This is a genomic window from Micromonospora sp. CNZ299, from assembly GCF_002754415.1.
Genome location: NZ_PEFG01000001.1, coordinates 841528 through 865348 on the forward strand (window position 1 = coordinate 841528; position 23821 = coordinate 865348).

At 72.8% G+C, this 23821-nt stretch carries 20 protein-coding genes and 1 riboswitch; of the genes, 10 read left to right on the forward strand and 10 right to left on the reverse strand.

The features are described from left to right. Window positions 1-71 precede the first annotated feature (71 nt). Window positions 72-2276, forward strand: a complete 2205-nt coding sequence (locus CLT68_RS04065) for an ATP-dependent DNA helicase (protein WP_199176982.1) — start codon at window positions 72-74, stop codon at window positions 2274-2276. A gap of 107 nt (window positions 2277-2383) precedes the next feature. Here CLT68_RS04065 and CLT68_RS04070 read toward each other — a convergent pair whose 3' ends face one another. Beyond that, window positions 2384-3694, reverse strand: a complete 1311-nt coding sequence (locus CLT68_RS04070) for an AI-2E family transporter (RefSeq protein ID WP_486482065.1) — start codon at window positions 3692-3694, stop codon at window positions 2384-2386. A gap of 160 nt (window positions 3695-3854) precedes the next feature. Between CLT68_RS04070 and CLT68_RS04075 the strand changes: the two genes are divergently transcribed. Together CLT68_RS04075 and CLT68_RS33060 are read left to right on the forward strand one after the other, a co-directional pair. Continuing rightward, window positions 3855-4193, forward strand: coding sequence for a GroES family chaperonin (locus CLT68_RS04075; protein WP_088950411.1), 339 nt, complete (start codon window positions 3855-3857; stop codon window positions 4191-4193). A gap of 93 nt (window positions 4194-4286) precedes the next feature. Further along, window positions 4287-4454, forward strand: a complete 168-nt coding sequence (locus CLT68_RS33060; RefSeq protein WP_172862117.1) for a hypothetical protein — start codon at window positions 4287-4289, stop codon at window positions 4452-4454. A 20-nt stretch (window positions 4455-4474) separates the two neighbouring features. Here CLT68_RS33060 and CLT68_RS04080 read toward each other — a convergent pair whose 3' ends face one another. Beyond that, on the reverse strand, window positions 4475-5956 hold the full coding sequence (locus CLT68_RS04080; RefSeq protein WP_088950412.1) for a PrsW family intramembrane metalloprotease: 1482 nt from the start codon (window positions 5954-5956) through the stop codon (window positions 4475-4477). Window positions 5957-5979: 23 nt separating this feature from the next. Further along, a riboswitch (SAM riboswitch) is annotated at window positions 5980-6100 on the forward strand. A 76-nt stretch (window positions 6101-6176) separates the two neighbouring features. Here CLT68_RS04080 and CLT68_RS04085 point away from each other — a divergent pair. Further along, window positions 6177-7421, forward strand: a complete 1245-nt coding sequence (locus CLT68_RS04085; RefSeq protein WP_099856763.1) for an aminotransferase class V-fold PLP-dependent enzyme — start codon at window positions 6177-6179, stop codon at window positions 7419-7421. 18 nt (window positions 7422-7439) lie between these two features. On the opposite strand, the gene CLT68_RS04090 is transcribed toward CLT68_RS04085, so the two are convergent. Beyond that, complete coding sequence (locus tag CLT68_RS04090) at window positions 7440-8675, reverse strand: FUSC family protein (protein ID WP_099856765.1); 1236 nt, start codon at window positions 8673-8675, stop codon at window positions 7440-7442. Between the two features lie 106 nt (window positions 8676-8781). Here CLT68_RS04090 and CLT68_RS04095 point away from each other — a divergent pair, with 106 nt between their 5' ends. After that, window positions 8782-9438 (forward strand): HD domain-containing protein, encoded by a 657-nt coding sequence (locus CLT68_RS04095; RefSeq protein WP_486482066.1) that lies wholly within the window; start codon window positions 8782-8784, stop codon window positions 9436-9438. Here CLT68_RS04095 and CLT68_RS04100 read toward each other — a convergent pair. Next, on the reverse strand, window positions 9410-9694 hold the full coding sequence (locus CLT68_RS04100; RefSeq protein ID WP_099848946.1) for a DUF4031 domain-containing protein: 285 nt from the start codon (window positions 9692-9694) through the stop codon (window positions 9410-9412). The two genes, CLT68_RS04095 and CLT68_RS04100, sit on opposite strands and share 29 nt — an antisense overlap. A gap of 68 nt (window positions 9695-9762) precedes the next feature. On the opposite strand from CLT68_RS04100, the gene CLT68_RS04105 reads away from it, so the two are divergent. After that, window positions 9763-11163 carry an FAD-linked oxidase C-terminal domain-containing protein gene (locus tag CLT68_RS04105; RefSeq protein ID WP_099848948.1) on the forward strand — a complete coding sequence of 467 codons (1401 nt, stop codon included), beginning with the start codon at window positions 9763-9765 and terminating at the stop codon, window positions 11161-11163. A 12-nt stretch (window positions 11164-11175) separates the two neighbouring features. Here CLT68_RS04105 and CLT68_RS04110 read toward each other — a convergent pair whose 3' ends face one another. After that, window positions 11176-11712: a hypothetical protein gene (locus CLT68_RS04110; RefSeq protein WP_088950416.1), complete on the reverse strand. Its 537-nt coding sequence runs from the start codon at window positions 11710-11712 to the stop codon at window positions 11176-11178. A gap of 88 nt (window positions 11713-11800) precedes the next feature. Then, window positions 11801-13618 (reverse strand): glycerol-3-phosphate dehydrogenase/oxidase, encoded by a 1818-nt coding sequence (locus CLT68_RS04115; protein ID WP_099856767.1) that lies wholly within the window; start codon window positions 13616-13618, stop codon window positions 11801-11803. 161 nt (window positions 13619-13779) lie between these two features. On the opposite strand from CLT68_RS04115, the gene CLT68_RS04120 reads away from it, so the two are divergent. The 3 genes from CLT68_RS04120 (at window position 13780) to CLT68_RS04130 (ending at window position 17693) form a co-directional block, all read left to right on the forward strand. Further along, window positions 13780-16362 (forward strand): S8 family serine peptidase, encoded by a 2583-nt coding sequence (locus tag CLT68_RS04120; RefSeq protein WP_099848949.1) that lies wholly within the window; start codon window positions 13780-13782, stop codon window positions 16360-16362. A 68-nt stretch (window positions 16363-16430) separates the two neighbouring features. Then, window positions 16431-17366, forward strand: coding sequence for a GNAT family N-acetyltransferase (locus CLT68_RS04125; RefSeq protein ID WP_099848951.1), 936 nt, complete (start codon window positions 16431-16433; stop codon window positions 17364-17366). 78 nt (window positions 17367-17444) lie between these two features. Then, window positions 17445-17693 carry a hypothetical protein gene (locus tag CLT68_RS04130; RefSeq protein ID WP_088950419.1) on the forward strand — a complete coding sequence of 83 codons (249 nt, stop codon included), beginning with the start codon at window positions 17445-17447 and terminating at the stop codon, window positions 17691-17693. A gap of 56 nt (window positions 17694-17749) precedes the next feature. Here CLT68_RS04130 and groL read toward each other — a convergent pair whose 3' ends face one another. The 3 genes from groL to CLT68_RS04145 form a co-directional block, all read right to left on the reverse strand. After that, window positions 17750-19372: a chaperonin GroEL gene (gene groL, locus CLT68_RS04135; RefSeq protein WP_030490078.1), complete on the reverse strand. Its 1623-nt coding sequence runs from the start codon at window positions 19370-19372 to the stop codon at window positions 17750-17752. Between the two features lie 272 nt (window positions 19373-19644). Beyond that, the gene (locus tag CLT68_RS04140; RefSeq protein WP_143743124.1) at window positions 19645-20781 is read right to left on the reverse strand and encodes a hypothetical protein; all 1137 of its coding nucleotides are present in this window, start codon (window positions 20779-20781) and stop codon (window positions 19645-19647) included. A gap of 97 nt (window positions 20782-20878) precedes the next feature. Further along, the gene (locus CLT68_RS04145) at window positions 20879-21082 is read right to left on the reverse strand and encodes a cold-shock protein (protein WP_088950422.1); all 204 of its coding nucleotides are present in this window, start codon (window positions 21080-21082) and stop codon (window positions 20879-20881) included. A gap of 338 nt (window positions 21083-21420) precedes the next feature. Here CLT68_RS04145 and CLT68_RS04150 point away from each other — a divergent pair, with 338 nt between their 5' ends. After that, window positions 21421-21951, forward strand: coding sequence for a GNAT family N-acetyltransferase (locus CLT68_RS04150; protein WP_099848955.1), 531 nt, complete (start codon window positions 21421-21423; stop codon window positions 21949-21951). A 165-nt stretch (window positions 21952-22116) separates the two neighbouring features. On the opposite strand, the gene paaN is transcribed toward CLT68_RS04150, so the two are convergent. Further along, a complete protein-coding gene (paaN, locus tag CLT68_RS04155) occupies window positions 22117-23790 on the reverse strand; it encodes a phenylacetic acid degradation protein PaaN (protein WP_199176983.1) in 1674 nt (557 codons plus the stop codon). Between the last annotated feature and the right edge of the window lie 31 nt (window positions 23791-23821).

The following is a 23821-nucleotide window of genomic DNA, read 5'->3' on the forward strand; positions in this document are numbered from 1 at the left end:
TCGTAGCGCGGCGGTAACCGGACGGCACGGGCCGGACCGGCCGGTCGTGCCGGCATCTCGCCACGCAGCGGATGGGCGCGGCCGGTGTCGGCGGCGACGGGTACCGTCGCACGGTGACTCCGCCCCGCACCGCCACCGGTTCCGCCACCCCGTCGGCTCGCGGCAAGGGCCGCCGGCGGGGTGCCCGGCCCAGCGGCACGGAGCTGCTGGCGGCTGCGGTCGGCGCGGTGCCCGGCGGCGCGGAACGCCCCGGCCAGCAGCAGATGACCGAAGCGATCGAGGAGTGCGTGGCCGGCGGCGAGCATCTGCTCGTGCAGGCCGGCACCGGCACCGGCAAGTCGCTGGCCTACCTCGCGCCGGCGCTCACCGTGGACGGCCCGGTGGTGGTTTCCACCGCCACCCTGGCGTTGCAGTCCCAGCTGGTCGACCACGACCTGCCCCGGCTGGCCGACGCGGTCGAGCCGGTGCTGGGGCGTCGGCCCACCTTCGCGGTGCTCAAGGGTCGCCACCACTACCTCTGCCTCGCCCGACTGGACAACTCCACCGAGGAGGAGCCGGAGGACACCCTCTTCGACGCCCCGGCGGCCCGCCCCGGCGGTGGGACGAAGTGGCTCGGTGAGGCGGGCCGGCTGGGCAAGCAGATCGAGCGGCTGCGTGACTGGGCCGAGAAGACCGCCACCGGCGACCGCGACGAGCTGGACCCAGGCGTCGAGGACCAGGCCTGGCGGCTGGTGTCCATGCCGGCCCGCGAGTGCGTCGGCGCGACCCGGTGCCCGTTCGGGCAGGAGTGCTTCGCCGAGGCGTCCCGGGCCCGTGCCCGCGAGGCCGACATCGTGGTGACCAACCACAGCCTGCTCGCTGTCGACATGCTCGCCGACCGGCACATCGTGCCACCGCACAAGCTGCTCATCGTCGACGAGGCGCACGAGCTGGCCGACCGGGTCTCCTCCGCGGCCCAGGCGGAGCTGGTGCCCGAGCTGATCGACCGGACCACCCGGCGGGCCCGTACGCTGCTGCGGCCGGAGACCGCCGAGGCGCTCACCGCTGCCGGTGACGCCCTCGCGGTCGGGCTGGCCGAGGCGCCGGCCGGGCGACTCACCGCCGGGCTGCCGACGCCCCTTCGGGAGGCGTGCACGCTGCTCGACGCGGCGACCCGCTCCGCCCTGGACGCGATCGGCGACATCAAATCCGACGGCCCCGACCCGGTGCGCAAGCAGCAGGCCAAGGCCGCACTGGACGAGCTCTCCACCACCGCGCAGCGGCTGCTGGAGGAGGCCGACCACGACGTGGCCTGGGTGGAGAAGAACGACAGCGGCAGCCGTCGTGCGCTGGTGGTCGCGCCGCTCTCGGTGGCCGGCACCCTCGCCACCCACCTGTACGACGAACGCACAGTCGTCGCCACCTCGGCGACCCTGGCGCTGGGCGGCCGGTTCGACACGGTGGCCCGCGCCCTCGGGCTGGACGCGCCGCCGCCCGCCCCGCCGACTCCCGCCGCGGCCGCGCTGGCCGCCCGCACCGGCCCGGGCCGTCCGGCCGCGGAGGCGCCGGGCCGTCGCCTCGCTGGAGACGTCACCCTCAGTCCCGTCGTGCCGGCCACCGAGGGCCCCGGTTGGCGGTCACTCGACGTCGGGTCGCCGTTCGACTACGCCCGGCAGGGCATCCTGTACGTCGCCGCGCACCTGCCCCGCCCCAGCGTCTCCGGGCTGCCCGAGGCTGCCGGGGAGGAGTTGCTCGGGCTGGTCGAAGCGCTCGGTGGTCGTACTCTCGGGCTCTTCTCCTCCCGGCGGGCCGCCCAGCAGGCGGCGGAGCTGCTGCGCGCGCGGACCGACCTGCCGGTGCTGCTCCAGGGCGAGGAGGCCCTGCCCCTGCTGGTCCGCCGGTTCCGGGAGGAGCGGGCGAGCTGCCTGTTCGGGGTGATGTCGCTGTGGCAGGGGGTGGACGTGCCGGGTGACGCCTGTCAGCTCGTCGTCATCGACCGGCTGCCCTTCCCCCGTCCGGACGAGCCGCTGGCCGCCGCCCGCGCGGCGGCTGTGGACGCCGGCGGCGGGTCCGGCTTCTCCGCCGTCAGCGTGCCGATCGCGGCGGTCCGGCTGGCTCAGGGTGTGGGCCGGCTGATCCGGGCGACCGGCGACCGGGGCGTGGTCGCGGTGCTCGACTCCCGACTGGAGACGGCCCGGGGCTACGGGCCGTTCCTGCGCCGCTCGCTGCCGCCTTTCTGGTACACGACCCGCCCCGAGGTGGCCCGCGGCGCCCTGGAACGCCTCGCCAAGTCCTGAGCCCGCGTCGCCAGGATCGCGCTACAACACGAAACAGTGGCCTCCCCGAGCGGGGAGACCACTGTTTCCACGATCGTGCGCGATCTTGTCGCCGGCGGCCTGGGAGGTCAGGGTGCCTGGGAGGCGACGACCACGGCGTCGGGTGGGGTGTCCGGGACCCTTCGGGCGGCGAGCCGGCGGACCGCGGTGTTCAGCACCGCGATGAGCGGCACGGAGACCAGGGCGCCGGTGATGCCGGCGAGTACGACACCGGCGGCGATACCGATGATCACGGCGAGCGGGTGGAGAGCGACCGCCCGGCCCATGATCAGCGGCTGGAGCACGTGCCCCTCGATCTGCTGCACACCGATCACCGCACCCAGGATGATCAACGCGGTGACCGGGCCGCTGTCGACCAGCGCCACCAACACCGCCACGCCACCGGAGAGCGCCGCACCGACGATCGGGATGAACGCGCCGAGGAAGACCAGCGCGGCCAGTGGGAAGGCGAACGGAACGTCGAAGATGACCAGGAAGATGCCGATGCCGACCGCGTCGATGAAGGCGACCAGCACTGTCGCGCGGACGTAGGCGCCGAGCGTGTGCCAGGAGGCGCGGCCCGCGTCGTCGACCTTCCACCGAGCGGCGACCGGCAGGAGCCGGACCAGGAAACGCCAGATCCGGTTGCCGTCGCGCAGGAAGAAGAACGTCGCGAAGAGCACCAGCAGCGTGCCGGTCAGCACCTCCGCCAGCGTCGCGGCCGTGCTCAGCGCGCCGCTGGTGAACTTCGAGGTGTTGTCGTTGATCCAGGCCTGCGCCTCGTCGATGTAGCGGTCGAGTTGGCCGTCGGAGAGGTGCAGCGGGCCCGTCTTCAGCCAGTCCTGAATCTGCCGCACGCCCTCCGAGGACTTCTCGCTGAGCTCCGGCACACCACGGATGAACTCGTTGACCACCAGCGTCAGCGTGCCGATCACCGCGGCCAGGCCGCCGACCAGCACCACCGCCGTCGCCAGTGACCGGGGCAGTCGGGCCCGCAGCAGCCAGCCCACCGCCGGCGCGAGCAGCGCGGAGAGCAGCAGTGCGATGGCCAGCGGGATGATCACGATCTTGATCGTGCCGACGATCCGGAGCAGGGCCCAGGCCACCACACCGATCACGATCAGGCGCCAGCACCACGCGGCGGCGATCCGCAGCCCATGCGGGACGTCGGCGTCATCCCGGCTGGAGGTCGAGCTGTGCAGGTCCACCGGAGGCTCCGCGCCGAAGACCGAGGCGCTCGGCGGTGCGGTCGGCCCCGGAACGGCCGGCGACGCCACCCGGGCGGCGTCGGACACGCCGCTCAACTCCTCGCTCGTGCTGCCCTCGTCGGAGCGCGCCGGCTCCTGTCGTGACTGGTAGGCGCGGCGCAGCCGCCCGCGTACCCGCTCGAAGCGGCTCAAGCGCACCTCCTGGCAGAAGAAATCGGTCCGCCCACGGCGACAGGTCGGACAGCATACGTCCGTTGCCGACACCGTAGGGCAGTTCCGCCACACATTGCCCTCGCCACCACCGGCGTAACCACCGGCGGCCGGCCGTCGGCCACACGGTAGCGTCTGCGGCGTGACCGTCGACAACGATCTCGACGCTGGCCTGCCGATCCGCCTGCTGCACGACCGGGTGCTGGTGCGGATGGAGGGCAGCGAGGGCGAACGTCGCTCCACCGCCGGCATCGTCATCCCGGCGACCGCCCAGGTCGGCAAGCGCCTCGCCTGGGCCACCGCCGTGGGGGTGGGCCCGAACGTCCGCGCCATCGTCTCCGGCGACCGGGTGCTCTTCGACCCGGACGACCGCTCCGAGGTCGAGCTGCACGGCCGCGGGTACGTGCTGCTGCGCGAGCGGGACGTGCACGCCGTGGCCGCCGAGCGGATCGAGAACGACCCCACCGGCCTCTACCTCTGACGCACCTCCCCGGGCCACCACGCCCCGCCGCGCGCCGTTTGCCCGGCCGCACGACGGGAAGCCATCCGGCGACCGTGGCCCTGGGGAGGGACGATGCCGGTATTCGTTAAGAAGTTGTTGACCTGGGGCAGCGTCGCGTTCCTGATCTACTTCGTGGCCTTCCGGCCGGACGGCGCCGCACAGATGTTCAAGGCGATCGGGGCGGCGCTGATCGCGATGTTCCAGGGTTTCGGTGACTTCCTCACCACCCTGATGACCTGAGCTGGGCCGCCGGCCGGCCGTCAGGGGTGATTCGGCGGCCAGGGCGCGGGCGGTCGCAGGGCAGCGGGCCAGCCGGACGGGGCGTAGCCCACCGGAGGCGCGGCAGGGGCCAGCACCACCGGAATCGGCACCACCGGCTCGTCCGGTGCGTCCACCGGGCGCTGCGTACCGTCCGGGAAGCGCAGGTGGTAGCGGCTGCCGTCCCAGACCCCGGTCGGGGCCTGCGGGTCCCGGCCGACGAAGAACGACCGGTACGCGGTGATCGCGTCCAGCAGCTCCCGCTCCTCTCGCGCGCTCCGGTCCTGGTCGGCAGGCTTGCGGTCCAGGCCGCGCAGCGTGCCGTCACGCAACAGGGCCAGCCGGGTGGCGGCGGACTGGTAGCCGCGCATGGCGCGCACCCCGGCGTCGCCGGCGACCCGCCGGGCCCACCTGCGGGCCGCGTGCCGCCGGCCGAGGCTGCTCAGCGCAGCCACCTCGGGCGGGCTCAGCCAGCCGGCGCGTACGTAGTCCGGCAGGGTCCGCTCGGTGAGCCGCCCCTCCCAGGCGCGCAGCCACACCGCCAGCCCCACCATCCCGAAGAACACCGGCACCATCAGGCCCAGGAAGCCGTACAGCATGATCAACGCCTGGCCGGTGGCCTGGGTCAGCGTGGGCAGCAGGTTCCACGTGCCGTGCAACATCATCGCCAGCAGCAGGCCGCCGATCGGGGCGAGCACCCGGACCCGCCGGTCGGCCGTCCGCGCCGCGATGCCCAGCCCCACACCGGTCATCGAGGTGAAGAGCGGGTGAGCGAACCCGAACAGCAGGATCCGCAGGATGAAGATCGCGATGACCTGCTGGATGCCGGTGGCCGGGCCGTACCGGTCGACACCGGACGCGTAGCCCAACCCGCCCAGGTAGAGGATGTTCTCCACCATGGCGAAGCCGACCGCGGACAGCCCGCAGTAGACCAGGCCGTCGGTGATCCCGGACCACTCGCGGCGGCGGAACACCAGCAGCAGGATCGGGCCGAGCGCCTTGGTCAGCTCCTCGATGAACGGCGCCACCAGCACCCCGGTGAGCGCGGACGGCAGACCCCAGTCCTCGAAGCGGTTGGCCGCGAAGTCGTTCACCGTGAGCGAGGCGGCGGTGGAGACGAACGCTCCCCAGGCGAAGCAGAAGATCAGATATTTCAGCGGCTCCGGTTCGTACCGGTCCAGCCAGAGGAAGCAGGCGACCAGCACCGGCACCGGCAGGATGGCGGCGGCCACCCCGATCAGCAGGGCCTGCACGCCGAGCGACTGGCCGAGCGTGAAGACCATGAACACCGCGCAGGCGGCGATGAGCAGCACCACCCCAGCCAGCGCCAGGAACCGTCGCCAGCCCAGTCGGCGCAGCGGCATCCGGGGTGCCTCGCCGACGGACGGGGCCGCTGGCGCGGGCGACGACGGCAGGGGTGAACCGGGCGGGGTGTCGGCCATGCGGTCAGCGTAGCGATCTGCCGCCGGCTGGTCCGGTCGCATCGGCAGCCGCTATGCTGCCGGCAGGTCACGAGCGCCAGCGTCAAGCCCCGGCTTGCTGGCCGGCAACCCTCGTCGAGTTCGCGGTGGGGTGCCCCGGGTGATGACCGGGCCCAGCCCGATCGGTGTGCTGGGCAAGCGCGGACCCCGTCCCGATGCCGCACCCGGGGTCCCTGACCCCGGAGGTTCCGGCGTGTCCGTCACCCTTGTCTCCTCGCTGCCCATCCGCGTCGACGCCGCGCCCCGGCCGGCCTCGTCGCGACCGCTGGACGTCCTCGGCGTACCGGGCGAGATCAACCTGGACTACGCGGCCAGCGCACCGTGCGCGCGGGCCGCCGCCGACGCGGTGACCGAGCTGCTGCCCTGGTACGCGAGCGTGCATCGTGGGGCGGGAGCGCTGTCCCGGCGCTGCACCCTCGCCTACGAGCAGGCCCGCCAGACGGTCGGTGACTTCTTCGGCGGCCGCGCCGACGACCACGTGATCTTCACCCGCAACACGACCGATGCGCTCAACCTGCTGGCGCGGGCCCTGCCGGCCGGCACGACAGTGGTCACCAACGCCTCCGAGCACCACGCCAACCTGCTGCCCTGGCCGCGCGGCTCGGTGCGGTTGCCGGTGCCCACCGACCCCGACGCGGCGGTACGCGACCTCGCCGCCGCCCTCACCGAGCTGCGCCGGGGCAGCAACCCGGCGCTGCCGGTGCTGGTCGCGGTGACCGGTGCCAGCAACGTGACAGGTGAGCTGTGGCCGGTCGCCGAGCTGGCCCGGGTGGCACACCGGCACGGCGCCCGGATCGTGCTGGACGCCGCGCAACTCGCCCCGCACGTCCCGGTCGACCTGCTCGCCCTCGACGTCGACTATCTGGCCGTGTCCGGCCACAAGCTGTACGCGCCGTTCGGTGCGGGTGTGCTCATCGGCCGGGCGGACTGGCTGGACGACGCCCCGCCGTACCTGGCCGGTGGTGGTGCCACCAGCCACGTCGGGCCGGCGACCCACGACGTGACCTGGGCGACCGGCCCGGCCCGGCACGAGGGCGGCACCCCGAACCTGCTCGGCGCGGTGGCGCTGGCAGCCGTGTGTGCGGCGCTCGACGACGCCGACCGGGCCGCACTGGCCGCCCACGAGCAGGCGCTGCTGGCTCGACTGCGCTCCGGCATCGCCGCCCTGCCGCACGTCGTGGAGCTGCGCACCTTCGGTCCGGACGCGCCCCGGGTCGGGATCGTCTCGTTCGTGGTCGCCGGCTGGGAATCCGGCGACGTGGCCGCACGGCTGGCGGCCGAGCACCACATCGGCGTACGCGACGGCTTGTTCTGCGCTCACCCGCTGGCCCGGCGGCTGCTCACCGAGGCGGCGGGGCGTAGCGGTCGGCGGGACCTGCCGCCCACCGCGCTGCGTGCCAGCATCGGCCTGGGCAGCACGGCGGCCCAGGTGGACCGGCTGCTCGCCGCGCTCGCCGAGCTGGGCTGAGGCCTCCGCGCGACTCGCTCAACCGACCGGCGGGGCGGTGGGTGGTTTCGGCGCCTCGCCCGGCTCGGCGGGCTCTCCGACGGGGCGCTCCTGCTCACCGAAGGCGGTGCGGATCCACCGGTTCGCCTCCTCCTGTTCGATTCCGGAGGCCACCAGCAGGTCGCTCGCGGTGGTCCGGATCTGGGCGACCACCACACTGCCGGAGAAGCCGACCCCGTCGCCGTACGCTCGCCCGGCCTCGCTGACGGCCCGAAGCGACCGCTCGCGGGCCTTCTCCGGTTCCTCGCCGGCAGCGAACTCGTGTTTGAGCAGCCGGACCGACTCGGCGAGGTGGTTGATCGCGTCCGGCATCGGATCGGGCACCGGTTCCTCGTCCTCGACCAGGGTCACGGACCTGCGGATCAGCGTGCCGCTGTTGCGCATCGCCCGGTCGATCGGGTCGGCCGCCTCCGCGTAGTGGGTCAACTCGTCGCGGCGGTGCCACCGGGCCGGGGAGAGGGTGGCTGTCTCCTTCGCGCCCTCGATCGCCTCCCCCAGCGTGGCCAGCTCCTCCTTGTTGTTGCGCAGCCGGTCCAGTGCCCGCTGGATGCCGGCGCGGTCCCGGTTGCGCAGCCCGTCGGCGGTGGCGTCGAGTTGGGCGGCGAGCAGGTCCAGCGCCGGCCGGGCGGCCCGGTTGATCACCCGGAGCGGGTTCAGTGGCAGCAGCACAGCCGTGACCAGCAGCGCGATCCCACCGCCGAGGAACGCGTCGACGAAGCGGGGGATCTCCAGGTTCTGGGTCGACGGGCTCAGCGTGACGATCAGCACCGCCGTGGCCGCCGCCTGGATGACGATGGCGACGCTCGCCCCGGCGAAGATCGTGAGCAGGATCGCCACCGTGACCACCAGGCCGAGCTGCCACGCCCCGGTGCCGAGAAAGTAGATCAACAGGTCACCGACGGCCACCCCGACGCCCACCCCGACGATCAACTCCACGGTCCGGCGGAACCGCTGGCCGACCGACGCGGCCAGGGTGCCGACAGCGGAGATCGGCGCGAAAACCGGTTGCGGGTTGCCGAGCAGCCGGTGCGAGACGAAGTACGCCAGCCCGGCAGCCAGCCCGGCCTGCACGGCGAGCCCGCCGGCCATCCGCACCCGGTGCAGCCGGTCGTGCAGGGTGGCCCGGCCGCGATGGCGCAGCTCCTCGGTGGCCTCGGCGATCCGGGCACCGTCGATGTCCACCAGCCCCTTGCGCAGCGCGGTACGTCGCACCATTGGAGGTCGCTTGTCCCGGGCCACGGCCATGGGCGCGACTACCCGTGGTGGGCCCGCTGAATCCTCCCTTCTCGCGCGTCGTGGGCGGATGCGGCAGACTCGGGCGGTGGTTGATCTGCTGGATCGCTGGCGAATCGCGGCCCGGGGCGCCGGTGCGGGTTCGGGCCTGACGTCGACCGGTGCCGGGGAGCAGTTGCTCGCCCGGTGGCGGGAGCCGCACCGGCACCATCACACGGTGGCCCACCTGACGGCGGTGCTCGACGTGGTGGACGAGCACGCCGACCTGGCCGGCCGGCCCGACGTGGTCCGGTTGGCGGCCTGGTTCCACGATGCCGTCTACGACCCCCGGGCCGTCGGCGACGCCAACGAACGCGACAGTGCCGCGCTGGCCGAGAGCGTGCTCGCCGGGCTCGGAGTGCCGGCGCCCACGGCGGCGGAGGTGCGCCGGCTGGTACTGCTCACCGCCGGGCACACCGTGGCACCGGGCGACCTGGACGGCGCCCTGCTGTGCGACGCGGACCTCGCCGTGCTGGCCGCCCCGCCGGCCGATTACGACAGGTACGCGGCAGCCATCCGGCGGGAGTACGCGCACGTGCCGGAGCCGGCCTTCCGGGCCGGGCGGGCTGCGGTGTTGACCGGCCTGCTGGCGCTGCCCGCGCTGTTCCGGCTGCCGCCGCTGGCGGCCCGATGGGAGGAGCCTGCCCGGGACAACGTGCGCCGCGAGCTGGCCGCGCTCAGCGAGGGGTCGACGGGCGCGGGCTGACCAGGTGTTTCGGGCGACGCAGTCCTGCGGAGCGGAGCAACCGGGCCAGCTCCCGGCTCGGCACCACCTGGGCACCGAGCCACACCGCCGCCGCGAACCGGTCGGCCGGAATGTCGTAGTGGTCCCGGTCGAAGCCGCGTCGGGGCGCGCCGAGTGTCTCGGCGAAGGCGTGCAGCTCGGCGTACGAGACGTCGCTGATCAGGTGCGACCAGAGCCGACCGCGCCACGGCCAGGCAGGCCGGTCCAGGTAGAGCATGGTGCCCAAGCTATCCCGCTCAGTTGATCATGTTGATGATCGCCCGATGGCGACCTAGCCTCGGCTGCATGGCCCCCACCAATCTCCTCGACGACCTGCGCGACGCGCTCGGTGGCGACGCCGTGCTCACCGACCCGGACCTGCTGCGGATGCACCAGCGGGACGAGGCCGACCTGTGCGCCGCCGGCACCCCGCTCGTGGTGACCCGTCCGCGCAGCACCGAACAGGTGGTCGCCGTGGTCCGGGCAGCGGCGCGGCACGGCGTACCCGTGGTGCCGCAGGGTGCGCGGACCGGGTTGGCCGGCGCGGCGAACGCGGTGGACGGCGCGGTGGTGTTGAGCACCGTGGCGATGGACGAGATCCGGGAGATCGACCCGGTGAGCCGGATCGCTGTGGTCCAACCCGGGGTGGTCAACGCGGCGCTGGCCGGGGCGGTGGCGAAGCAGGGCCTCTGGTATCCGCCGGATCCCGGCTCCTGGGAGTCGTCGACGATCGGCGGCAACGTGGCCACCAACGCCGGTGGCATGTGCTGTGTGAAGTACGGCGTGACCACCGAGTACGTCCTCGGCCTGGAGGTGGTGCTCGCCTCCGGTGAGGTGCTGCGCACCGGCCGGCGTACGGCCAAGGGGGTGGCCGGGTACGACCTGACCCGGCTCTTCGTCGGCTCGGAGGGCACCCTCGGGGTGATCACCGAGGTGACGGTGGCGTTGCGGCCCGCGCCGGCCGAGTCGCTGACCCTGGTGGCGGTCTTTCCGTCCACTGCGGCGGCCGGCGCTGCGGTGGCCGAGATCGCGGCCCGCGGGCTCACGCCCAGCCTGTTGGAACTGCTCGACCAGACCCACCTGCGGGCGATCGAGGCGTACCAGCCGATGGGGCTGCGGACCGACGCGCAGGCCCTGCTGCTGGCCTCCGTGGACACCGGCACCCGTGCCGCCGACGACCTGGCCGCCCTGGCCGCTGTGTGCGAGACGGCCGGCGCCGACGAGGTCTACGCGGCCACCGACGCGGTGGAGGCGGCGGCGCTGCTCCAGGCCCGCCGGCTGGCCCACCCCGCCATGGAGAAGTTCGCCGCCGACGCCTACCCGGGTGGCAACGGCGGCCTGGTGATCGACGACGTGGCGGTGCCGCGCGGTTCGCTCGCCGCGCTGCTGGACGGGGTGGCCCGCATCGCGGCGGAGTGCGAGGTGCCAATCGGTGTGGTGGGGCACGCCGGGGACGGCAACATGCACCCGAACATCGTGGTCGACCGGGCCGATCCGGCGAGTGTGGAGCGGGGCCGGCGGGCGTTCGACGAGATCATGCGGCTCGGCCTGGACCTCGGCGGCACGTGCACCGGCGAGCACGGGGTGGGGCTGCTCAAGCGGGACTGGCTGGCCCGGGAGATCGGGCCGGTCGGCGTCCGGGTGCACCAGGCGATCAAGTCGGCGCTCGACCCGGCTGGTCTGCTCAACCCGGGCAAGGTGCTCTGACCTGGCTGAAGGTCAGCCCTTGACCTCGGCCGGGGTCGCCTGGGTGAGCAGCAGCAGGATCTCCCCGGCGACCGGCGTGCGCTCCTCACCAGGGCAGTCCTGCGAGGTGATCAGCCCGGTCGAGGTGAGCAGGCTGGACGTCAACGCGTCGATGCAGGTGGTCCGGTACCTCCGGGCCTGATCGGTCTCGGCGGCCAACTTGGGGTTGGCGAGCAGCACCTGGAGCCGTTCGGTCAGCTCCGGCGCGAGGGTGCCCCGGGAGGTGACCCCGTCACCGGCGCAGTCGAGGCACTGCCACGCGCCGTTGCGCTCGACGCTCAGGGTGCGCATCGGCCCGTCTTCGCCGAGCCGTTGGAGCAGGCTGACCTGACCGGCGGCGACGGTGGTCGGGATCTCCAGCTGCGATCCGCCCCCCGCCACCGGGGCGGATGGCTGCGCCAGAGTCGTACCCGGCTTGTCCCGGTCGAACAGCGAGCACCCGGTCAGGGCACCGACGAGCGCGACGGCGAGGAGGGGTAGGAGCAGACGAGGGTGCGCGCGGGGTAGCACGCGCGGAAACCTACCCCACCGTAGGTAGCGACCGAAACCACCATCCGGGTCGGTATCGATGGTTACCCATTGGTAACGTCGCAATTCGTCATCGAGCGGACGGACGCAGCTCTACCTGATCGTCGTCGCCGCCACGGTCGGCGGCGTAACCCCGCACGTCCGGAGCGCCGAGCCGGGCGGCGTCCGCCGCGGCGTCGTCCGGCATCAACTGGGACTGCCGCTCCGCCTCCACTCGGGCGCGGTAGTGCTCCACCTCGCGGGCCCGGGTCGCCTCGTCCCAGCCGAGCACCGCGCCCATCAGCTCGGCGGTGTGCTCCGCGGACTCCAGCCCTCGGTGGCTGGTCTCGAACGAGATACGGGTCCGCCGGGTCAGCACGTCCTCCAGGTGCAGCGCACCCTCGGCCCGCGCCGCGTACGCGACCTCCGCCGCCAGATACTCCGGAGCACCCGCCAGCGGAGACGCGAGCAACGGGTCGGCGTCGACCAGGGCCAGCAGGTCCAGGGTGAGGGTGCCGTACCGCTCCAGCAGGTGCTCCACCACACCCACCGGCACGCCGTGCCGGCGGGCCAGGTCGGCCCGGTCCCTCCACATCGCCGGGTAGCCGTCGGCACCCAGCAGAGGCAGATCGGCGGTACGCGACGAGCGCGCGCCGCCGAGCCTGCGGGCCGCCCGGTCGACCACGTCGGAGGCCATCACCCGGTACGTCGTGTACTTGCCACCGGCGACCAGCAGCAGCCCGAGCATGGGCTCGAAGACCGCGTGTTCGCGGGAGAGCTTCGACGTCGAGTCGGCCTCGCCGGCCAGCAACGGCCGCAGCCCCGCGTACACCCCCTCGATGTCGGCGGTGGTCAACGGCCGGTCCAGCACGGTGTTGACCTGCTGCAACAGGTAGTCGATGTCGCGGGCCGAGGCGGCCGGGTGGGACCGGTCCAGCCGCCAGTCGGTGTCCGTCGTGCCGATGATCCAGTGCCCGCCCCACGGGATGACGAAGAGCACCGAACTCGCCGTGCGCAGGATGAGCCCCGCCTCGCCGGTGATCGCCGAGCGGGGCACCACCAGGTGCACCCCCTTCGAGGCGCGCACCCGGACGCCGGGCCGCAGGCCCACGTCGTTGAGCATCCGCGACATGTCGTCGCTCCAGACACCGGTGGCGGCGATGACGGTACGGGCGTGCACCTCGAACTCCGCGTCCGGCGAACCGGCCGGCGCCTCCAGGTCACGGACGCGGACACCGGTCACCTCACGCGCCTGCCGGATCAGCCCGACGGCGCGGGCGCTGCTCACGACCGTGGCACCGAGGCTGGCGGCGGTGCGGGCGAGGGTCACCACCAGGCGGGCGTCGTCGACCTGCCCGTCGTAGTAGCGGATCGCCCCGGCCAGCGTGTCGGGCCGCAGACTCGGGAAGACCCGCCGGGCCCCCTCGCGAGTCAGGTGCCGGTGCAGTGGCATGCCCCGGCCACCGCCGAAGATCCCGGCAAAGGCGTCGTAGGCGGCCACCCCCGCGCCGTAGTAGGAGCGGCGGAAGATGCGGGCCGGCAGGTCCCGCAGCCCTCGCCCGGCGGGCAGTGGCACCAGGATCGGCACCGGACGCACCAGGTGCGGCGCGAGCCGGGTGGCGAGCAGGCCGCGCTCGGTGAGCGCCTCGTGCACCAGGTGGAACTCCAACTGCTCCAGGTAGCGCAGGCCACCGTGGATGAGTTTGCTCGACCGGCTGGAGGTGCCCGCCGCGAGGTCACGCGCCTCGACGAGGGCCACCTTGAGGCCCCGGGACGCCGCGTCCAGAGCGGCACCGGCACCGGTCACCCCGCCCCCGATGACCAGGACGTCGAAGCGCTCGGCGCGCAGTCGACGCAGGTCGGACACACGGCGGACCGGCGAGAGCTGGCCGGCGACGGATCGGGAGATGTTGGGGTCACGCACAGGTCCACGGTAACCGCCATGCCACCGTGCCGGCATTCGCCGCCCGCCCGGCTGACGGAAACTGTCCAGCACCGGCACGGTTCTCCGGTCGAGCCGCAACACGACGGTCGGGTGGAAACCGCTCGCCGTGGTCGTAAGGTTCTCGGATGCAAGGTCACCCCGCGCAACCCGGATTCAGCGACCGCAGCTCCCCGTGGTCGGTGGTCGCAGCCGTGCTGGTCGGCTGCTGGACGGTCGCGGTCACCGCGGCCACCCAGACCGGCGGCTGGGTCACCGATCAGGTGCTGCTGGGCTTTGGGCTGGACCGCGTCGGCTGGCTCTGGCCGGTGCTCGGCCTGACCACAGTCGTGCTGGTGGGCACACCTGCCCTGCTGCTGGCCGTGCTGCCCCGGTCGGCTGCGGTCCGGGCCACCGGGAGGGCCTGGCTGATCGGGGGTCTCGCCCTCGGAGTGCTCACGCTGCTGCGGGTCGTGCCGCCGGTGCACCACGAGGCGTACCTCGCCGGGCTGGCCGGCGTCGCGTTGCTCAGCGCGCTCGCCGCGCTCTGGTCGGCGCGACGATCGTCCGGCCCGGATGTCGACACCGCGCCCGCCGCCGCACAGTGGGCCGGCGAGCGCACGGAGCAACGCGACGCCAGCGGTGGTGCGGCGCTGAACGACGATGCCGCCGCCCGAACCGAGGCCGTCGCAGGCCCGGGGTCGAGCGCCGACGCCGCCGAGAGTCAGAACCCGGTCGGACGTCAGCGTGGATGGCATCGGACCGGGCCGGTGCCGCTGCTCGCGATCGCCGCCGGGTTGGCGCTGCTGCTGCCGTGGGCCTGGCTGGGCGCGCTCGGCGGACTCCTGGAAACCGCGCTCGCGCTGTTGGCGGCAGCCGCGCTGGGGGTGCTGGCCGCGACACTGTTGGACGCCACCTTCTGGTCCCGGTTCGCTGTTGGCCGGCCGCCGCGGCCGGCCCGGCTCGTCCTGCTGGGAGGTCTGGTCGCCGGGGTGGCGCTGCTGCTGCTCGCGGCCGGCACCGGCCAGTCCGGCGCGCAGTTGCCGGCGCTGCTGACCCTTCCCCCGGTGGGTTTCGCACTGGCCGCGCTGTGGGCCGCGGCCTGGCGACCCAGCACCGGCCCGGCCGCCGCCGCACGCGCCGGCCGGACGGCGACCGGCTGGCTCGTGGGCCTGGCCGCACTCGGCCCGCTGGCCTTCACCGACCCGGAAGAGATCACCCTGCTGCTGGTCGGCACCCGGGACATCCCGTTCTGGGTGGCGGCCGCCGCCGGCGCCGGGCTCGCCGTCGCGGTCCTGGTCGCCATCGGGTACGCGGTGCTGCTCGCCCGGCCGACGGCACGTACCCCGAGTCGCCGGACGGCCGCGGTGGCAGCCGTGGTGCTGCTGGTGGCGTTCGGCGTGGTCGACCTGGGTCCGGGCCAACCGGGCCTGTACGGCGAGCGACTGTTCGTGGTGCTGCGGGCGCAGGCCGACCTGAGTGGACTGCCGGCCGGCGCTGCGGGTCGGGCCGGGAGGGACGCCCGTGCGACGGAGGTCTACCGACGGCTGGTGACGACCGCCGAGCAGAGCCAGGCCGACCTGCTCCGGGGGTTGCGTCGACTGCGACTCGACCCGGTGTCGTACTACCTGGTCAATGCGGTGGAGGTCGACGGCGGTCCGGCGGTGCGGGCGTGGCTCGCCCGCCGACCTGAGGTGGCCCGGGTGCTGGTCAGCCAACGTCTGCGGCCACTGCCGGCCCCGGCGGGGCAGAGCCGCGGCACCGCGCCCAGGCCCACCGGCCCGGAGTGGAACATCCGCCAGATCGGCGCGGACCGGGTGTGGTCCCAGCTCGGGGTGACGGGCACGGGCATCGTGGTGGGCAGCTCGGATTCGGGGGTGGACGGCGGCCATCCGGCGCTGCGCGCCGGGTTCCGGGGCGGAGACGATTCCTGGTACGACCCGTGGGACGACACCCGCAGCCCGACCGACCAGGGTGGGCACGGCACCCACACGGTGGGCAGTGCGGTGGGGCGCGACGGCATCGGGGTGGCGCCTGACGCGCAGTGGGTGGGCTGCGTCAACCTGGACCGCAACCTCGGCAGCCCTGCGCACTACCTGGACTGCCTCCAGTTCATGCTGGCGCCCTTCCCGACCGGCGGCGACCCGTTGACCGACGGCCGTCCGGAGCGCGCCCCGCAGGTGCTCACCAACTCCTGGGGTTGCCCGCCCATCGAGGGTTGCGATCCCGGCGTACTGCGGCCGGCCACCGCCGCGCTGGACGCCGCCGGGATCTTCGTGGTCGCCGCCGCCGGCAACACCGGGCCGTGGTGCGCGTCGATCGACGACCCACCGGCGCCGTACGTGGACGTGCTGACCGTGGGTGCGGTGGACGCGCAGCGCCGGGTCGCCGAGTTCTCCTCGCGCGGGCCGGTGCCGGGTGCGAGCAAGCCGGACGTGCTGGCACCGGGTGTGGGTGTGGTGTCGGCCATGCCGGGCGGCACGTACGCCGCGCTGGACGGCACGTCGATGGCGACCCCGCAGGTGGCCGGGGTGGTCGCGCTGATGTGGTCGGCGAACCCGGCGCTGGTCGGCGACGTGGCCCGGACCCGGCAGATCCTGCGGGACACCGCCACGGCGGCGACGCCCACCTACCGCTCCGACAACCCGTCCGACACCTGTGGTGCCCCGTCGAACGTCACGGGTGCCGGTGAGGTGGACGCGTACGCCGCCGTGCGCGCCGCCCAGCAATAGGCAGGTTTCCTTCCGGATCCGACGGGCGGGAGCGCGGGCCGCCACACGGTGTTCTAGGGTCGGCGACCATGGACGCCGAGATCACCGTCACCGAGCTGACCCGCGACCTGGCCGACACCGTGGTGCGGCTCTGCGAGCAGGCTCTCGACCTGCCCGAGGACGCCACCGAGGCCGCCGCCATCGTGGACGTGCTCTGGCCCCGGGCCGCCGCCGACCGGCCGGTGGCCGTGCTGGGGGCGTACCGGGGTGCGGACCTGGTCGGGGTGCTGTTCTGCTCGGTGTCGTCGGCCGAGCCGGGCATCGGGCACGTCGACCTGGTCGCGGTCCGTGCGGATCAGCGCCGCCAGGGCGTCGGCCGGGCGCTGCTGCGGCGGGCCGAGCAGGTGCTGGCCGAGCGCGGAGCGACCGAGGTGCTGCTGGCCGGGAACCCGCCGTACTACGCGTGGCCGGGCATCGACGTCCGCTACACGCCGGCGGTCTGCGCCGCCCTCGCGCTCGGCTACCAGCAGGACCGGACCGCCTGGAACATGACCGCCGACCTGTCGTACGACGGGTCACCGGCACTGCGGTCCACCGAGGCGGCGGAGCGGCGGCTGGCCGATCAGGGCGTCACGGTGCGCCGGGCGGAGCCGGCGGATCTCCCGGCGTTGACCGCGTTCGCCCGGTCCACCTTCGGCGGCACGTGGGACGGCGAGTTGGCCGGGTCGGTGGGTCGTGACGGCGCCGGCTGCCACCTGGCGGAGCGGGGCGGCGAGGTGCTCGGCTTCGCCGCGTACGGGTCATCCCGGCAGAGCTGGTTCGGGCCGATGGGCACCGCGCCGGCGGCCGAGGGGTCGGGCATCGGTGGTGTACTGCTGCGGCGCTGCCTGCGCGACCAGCAGGCGGCGGGGCTGACCCGGGCGGAGATCGGCTGGGTGGGGCCCGTGCCGTTCTACTCGGGCAGCGCGGGTGCCCGGATCGAGCGGGTCTTCTTCCTGTACCGGCGGACCCTGCCGGTGGCATAACCAGGGCAAAGGGGACATTGATCCATTCGCCCACGTCGGTCATCGACGCCCCCTACCGTTTCGGTAGAGGAGGCAGCCATGACCACGGATGACGACCAGACCGAGGACGGCCCGCCGATCACCTGGAAACCGGTCGGCGAACTCCCCGGCCAACTGCCGTTCGACCGGCTCGACTACGGCGACGCCGAGCAACTGGCCGAGATGACCACCGACGACGGGTCGGCGGTCGTCGAGGAGTCACGGGAGATGGTGGACGAGCCGATCAAACTGCTTCCGCCGTACGACCGGGCACAGAAGCGGCGCAACCAGCGCCCACTGCCGACCTGACGACGAACGGGGCGGACCGCATCAGCGGCCCGCCCCGTTCCGTGTCGGAACTGGACTCAGAAGTCCATGTCCCCGCCACCCGGGCCAGCCGGGGCAGCCGGGGTCTTCTCCGGCTTGTCCGCGACAACGGCCTCGGTGGTGAGGAACAGCGCCGCGATGGAAGCGGCGTTCTGCAGCGCCGAGCGCGTCACCTTGGCCGGGTCGATGATGCCCGCGGCCAGCAGGTCGACGTACTCGCCGTTGGCGGCGTTGAGGCCGTGACCCGCTTCGAGGTTACGGACCTTCTCCACCACGACGCCGCCCTCAAGGCCGGCGTTGACGGCGATCTGCCGCAGCGGGGCGTCCAGCGCGACCTTGACGATGTTCGCACCGGTCGCCTCGTCGCCGACCAGGTCGAGCTTGTCGAAGGCGGTCTTGCCGGCCTGGACCAGCGCGACGCCACCACCCGGGACGATGCCCTCCTCGACGGCGGCCTTCGCGTTGCGAACGGCGTCCTCGATGCGGTGCTTGCGCTCCTTGAGCTCGACCTCGGTGGCCGCGCCGACCTTGATGACCGCAACGCCGCCGGCCAGCTTGGCCAGCCGCTCCTGCAGCTTCTCGCGGTCGTAGTCCGAGTCGCTCTTGTCGATCTCGGCCCGGATCTGGTTGACCCGGCCCTGGATCTGCTCGGCGTCACCGGCACCGTCGACGATGGTGGTCTCGTCCTTGGTCACCACGACCTTGCGGGCGCGGCCCAGCATGTCGAGGCTGGCGGCGTCGAGCTTGAGGCCGACCTCCTCGCTGATGACCTGGCCACCGGCGAGGATGGCGATGTCGGTCAGCATGGCCTTGCGGCGGTCACCGAAGCCCGGCGCCTTGACGGCGACCGACTTGAAGGTGCCACGGACCTTGTTGACCACCAGGGTGGCGAGGGCCTCGCCCTCCAGGTCCTCGGCGATGATCAGCAGCGGCTTGCCCGACTGCATGACCTTCTCCAGGATCGGGAGCAGGTCCTTCACCGACGAGATCTTGCTGTTGGCGATCAGGATGTACGGGTCGTCGAAGACGGCCTCCATACGCTCCGGGTCGGTCATGAAGTAGGCCGAAATGTAGCCCTTGTCGAAGCGCATACCCTCGGTGAGCTCCAGCTCCAGCCCGAAGGTGTTGCTCTCCTCGACGGTGATGACGCCTTCCTTGCCGACCTTGTCCATCGCCTCGGCGATGATCTCGCCGACGGTGCTGTCGCCAGCGGAGATGGAGGCGGTGGAGGCGATCTGCTCCTTGGTCTCGACGTCCTTGGCGAGCTTGGACAGCTCCTCCGAGACGCTCGCGACCGCGGCCTCGATGCCCCGCTTCAGGGCCATCGGGTTGGCGCCAGCGGCCACGTTGCGCAGGCCCTCGCGAACCAGGGCCTGGGCCAGGACGGTCGCCGTCGTCGTGCCGTCACCGGCAACGTCGTCGGTCTTCTTGGCGACCTCCTTGACCAGCTCAGCGCCGATCTTCTCGTACGGGTCCTCGAGCTCGATCTCCTTGGCGATGCTCACACCATCGTTGGTGATGGTGGGGGCACCCCACTTCTTCTCGAGCACGACGTTGCGGCCCTTCGGGCCGAGGGTCACCTTTACGGCGTCGGCGAGCTGGTTCATGCCCCGCTCGAGGCCGCGGCGAGCCTCTTCGTCGAAAGCGATCATCTTGGCCATACGGCGTTGTCCTCCTGGACACTCACGGGCCACCCGAGATGTGTGCCCCGGATGGGCCGCCTGGTGTGCGCACCTAGGGACGTCGCCACCTGGCGACGACGACGTCCTTCGGCCGGGCCGGATAGCCCGCGACGACCGGCCATGTGCTGCCCCGGTGTCTCCACACCGGCACAACCTGGCCCCACCGTCCCGACCGTTGGCACTCACGGTATGCGAGTGCCAATGACTTGTTTAGCACTCTCCCCTGCCGAGTGCAAGCACGATGGGGCCGCTCAGCCGAGTTCCGCGGCCAGTCCGGGAGTGTTCACCGGCGCCTCATGAGCGCGCTGCTCGGCGTACGTGACCAGCAGACCGATCATCTGGGCGAGGTGGGCCGGCAGGGCCAGCACCGCGGTGATCCCGATCACCACCACCGCCCCGACCGCGCTGCCCGGGGATGCGAAGGGATCCGTACCGAACGCCGAGGTGCCGACGCCTTCCAGGGCGCCGGGGATCACGGTGCCGACGATCACCGCCAGGGCGACCAGGGCCACCCGACCGAGCAGCAGGCCGAGCCGGTCGTGGAACATCCGGAACGACCGGCCGATCGGGTTGTGGCGTTCGAAGAGGTAGACCGGGCCGGCCATGCTCAGCGCGAACGCCAGGTAGATGCCCGGCAGGACGCAGAAGCAGACACCGATGCCGACGAGCAGGCTGACCAGCAGGGTCCACCCCCACAGCCCGAGTGCCCGACGGATGCCGTAGCGCAGCGCGGAATCCAGGCTGCCCGGCTGCCCGGCCGCCTGCTGGGTGATCACCCAACTGCCGGCGGCCCACCCGACGGCCTGCAACAGCCCGACCAGCACGCTGCCGCCGATCAGCACGACCAGGAGGCCAACCAGCTCGGCGGCGAAGTTGTCCGGCAGTGCGGCGGTCGTGCTCGTCCCGGCCTCGGCGGCCCAGTTCGCCGACGGGTCCAGCCCGAGCGAGATCACCGAGAGCACCGCCGCGGGCAGCACCTGGGTGAGCAGCATGATGGGCACCAGTTGCCGCCAGCCTCGGCGCAGCGCTCCCCCGCACCGGCTGAACCAGCCGGCGAGGCCGGCACCAGGTGGAGTGACGAGGGGGTCGTTCGGGTCGTACCCGTAACCCGGCGGGTACCAGTTGACCGGCGGCCCCGGATGCCACGGCTGCGGACCGTAGGGCCCCGCTCCAGGCGGGTAGCCCCCGGTGGGCGGGAACACCCACCCCTGTGGCGGTTGACCGGCCGGGCCCCAGGCACCCTGCGCAGGATCCCAACCAGCCGGCGGGACACCCGGCACGGAGCCAGGCGGCTGACCGGCCGGGCCCCAGGCACCCTGCGTCGGGTCGGACGGGCCTGGCTCACCCGGCCCGTAGGGGGGCGTGGACGAGGGTGGCTGGTCGGTCATGAACGCTCCTCAGCATCGGCTGGAACGGTTCACGATCTTCCCGGCTGCGCGCCCGTGCCGCCAGCCCCCAAGGCGGTGGCCGACCGGTGCGGAACGGTCAGGCGATGACGCGTACGTGCTCCGCCTGGGGGCCCTTCTGGCCCTGGGCGATCTCGAACTCGACCCGCTGGCCGTCGTCCAACGCCTTGTAGCCGTCCATCTCGATCGCGGAGAAGTGAACGAACACGTCCTGACCGCCGTCGACGGCGATGAAGCCGTAGCCCTTTTCGGCGTTGAACCACTTGACGCTGCCCTGTGCCACGGTGCCACTTCCCTCACTCTGCGCGGTGCTGCCTGACCCGGCGCACGGAGCGGCCGGGCGCCCTCGGACCACCACCCCGGCAATCGATGACCGCCATTGAAGCAGGTGACCGAAATCGCACGCTACACGAGGACTGACAGCCGTGCACGACCACAAATCGGGCATGGTCCTGATCGCTTCCACACCAGCTCCGGCCGCACCGGTCGACCCGACGCGGCGATCCGACGGATTCATCGACGTGAGTGCCAGTGGGGAGGGAGACGAGGCTGCGCCGCGAGCCGGTGAAGATCGGGCCCGACCCGAAAAATGCCGTTCACGCCCTGTGATAGGCATGCGGCATGACCACCGATACGGGCTCGACCTCCGTTCGTCGGGCGGAGATCCGCCGGGGCCGGCCGGAGGACGCCGCCCGGATGCGGGCGCTGCGCCTGGAGATGCTCGCCGACGCACCGTTGGCCTTCCTGGAGACCCTGGCGGACGCGGCGGCCCGACCGCACAACGAGTACGCCGCACGGGTCGCGTACACCTCGGCCGGCCCGAACAACGCGCAGTTCGTCGCGGACCCGGGTGGCCGGCTGGTCGGGCATGCCGGTGGCACGGTCACCCCGGACGAGCCCGGGCTGACCGTGATCTACGCCGTGTACGTCACGCCGACCTGGCGGGGCAGCGGCCTTCTCGGCGACCTGATCGACGGGGTGGCCGACTGGTCCCGGGCGTGCGGCCGACCGGAGCTGCTGCTGGAGGTCGTGGTCGGCAACGACCGCGCCTACCGGGCGTACCAGCGGCTGGGCTTCAAGGACACCGGCGTGCGAGTCCCCCACCCCAAAATCCCAGCCCTGAACGAGCTACAGATGCGCCGACCCGCCTGAGAGAGAACTGATCCCAAGGCAGAGCCACTGAGATGCCCTAAAAAGCCGGCAGCGACGCCACCGCCGTGCCCACAAAGGGTTTCCGGGGCAGCCCGACCCGCGCAGGGATCAAGCCTGACCGCCCGGAGCGGGTCGGGCTGCCCCGGAAACCCCCACCGCAACCACCTACACGTGACGCCGAGACTGAACGATCCGGAACCGGTTGGCCACATAAGCCCCATCGGTCAACGCCGAGTTGGCCGCCGCGTTGGCCCCGCTGCCGTGGAAGTCGGAGAACGCCGCCGACTGGTTCACGAAGACCCCGCCGGTGAGGTTGCAGGACAGGTGCACCCCGACCTCGACCGCGACCGCCTCGGTGGCGTCCAGCACCGCCTCGTCGGTGGAGTAGACCCCGGCGGTGAGCGCGCCCTTCTCGCCGACCGTCCGGCGCAGCAGCTCCAGGCTCTGCGCGGTGGAGTCGGTGGCGATGGCGAACGAGATCGGCCCGAACCACTCCCGGCCGTACGTCTCCGCGTCGTCCGCCGCCAGCTTCACGATCGTCGGGGTACGCACCACCGCGTCGGCGTACGCCGGGTGCGCCACGGCCCGCGACTCCAGCACCGGCTCGCCGACCTTGGTCACCTCGGCCAGCCGTTCCAGCACTCCGTCGTTGACGATGGCGCCGGTCAGCTCCACGCCTCGCGCCGGATCGGCGGTGAGCTTGCCGACCGCTGCGGCGATCCCGCCGGCCACCTCGTCGAAGCTCTTGTGCCCCTGCTCGGTCTCGATGCCGCCGGCCGGGATGAGGATGTTCTGCGAGGTGGTGCACATCTGGCCGCTGTAGAGGGTCAGCGTGAAACCGAGGTTGCGGCACATGCCGGCGAAGTCGTCGGTGGAGTCGATGACGACCGTGTTCAGACCGGCCTTCTCGGTGTAGACCGAGGCCTGCCGGGCGTGCGTCTCCAGCCAGTCGCCGTACTCGGTGGAGCCGGTGAAGTCGACGATCTTCACGGAGCGGTGCAGGGCCAGGTCGCTGGCGAGCTTCTCACCGGGTGCCTCGGCCGCCAGCATGATCAGGTTCGGGTCGAACCCGGCCTCGGCGAGCACCTCCCGGGCGTACTTCACGGTGATGGCCAGCGGTAGCACCGCGCGCGGGTGCGGCTTGACGATCACCGGGTTGCCGGTGACCAGCGAGGCGAACAGCCCGGGGTACGAGTTCCAGGTCGGGAAGGTGTTGCAGCCGATCACCAGCGCCACCCCACGCGGCACCACGTGGAACGTCTTGGTCATCCGCAGCGGGTCACCCTTGCCGGCGGCCTTCTCCCAGCCTGCCGTGCCCGGGTGCCGGGTCATCTCGGCGTACGCGTAGGCCAGCGCCTCCAGGGCCCGGTCCAGTGCGTGCGCGCCGCCGGCCTGGAAGGCCATCACGAACGCCTGCCCGCTGGTGAACTGCACCGCGTTGGCCAGCTCGAAGATGTTCTTGTGCAGCCGGTCGAGGATCTCCAGGCAGACTCCCACCCGCGCCTGCGGGCCGGCGTCGCGCCAGGCCGGCAGCGCGGCGGAGGCGGCGCTCACCAGCTCGCCGGGGCCGGCGTGCGGGTAGCGCACGGCGAGCTCCACCCCGAACGGGCTCGTCTCGGTGGCGACCCGGTCGCCAGCGCCCGGCTGGTCGAGCGGGAAGTCACCACCGAGGTACGCCTCGAAGGCGGCCTTGCCGTCGGCGGCGGCGGTCTCGCCGTACACCCGAGGGCTGGGGGATTCGGGATAGGCGGACCAGTAGCCCCGCTCCGTGATCGCGGTCAGCGCACGGTTGAGGGTGTCGGCGTGCCTGTCGTACAGGGGCTGCGGGGTCTCCGTCATGCCCGCCATCATGCCTGAGCCCGGTCCGCGA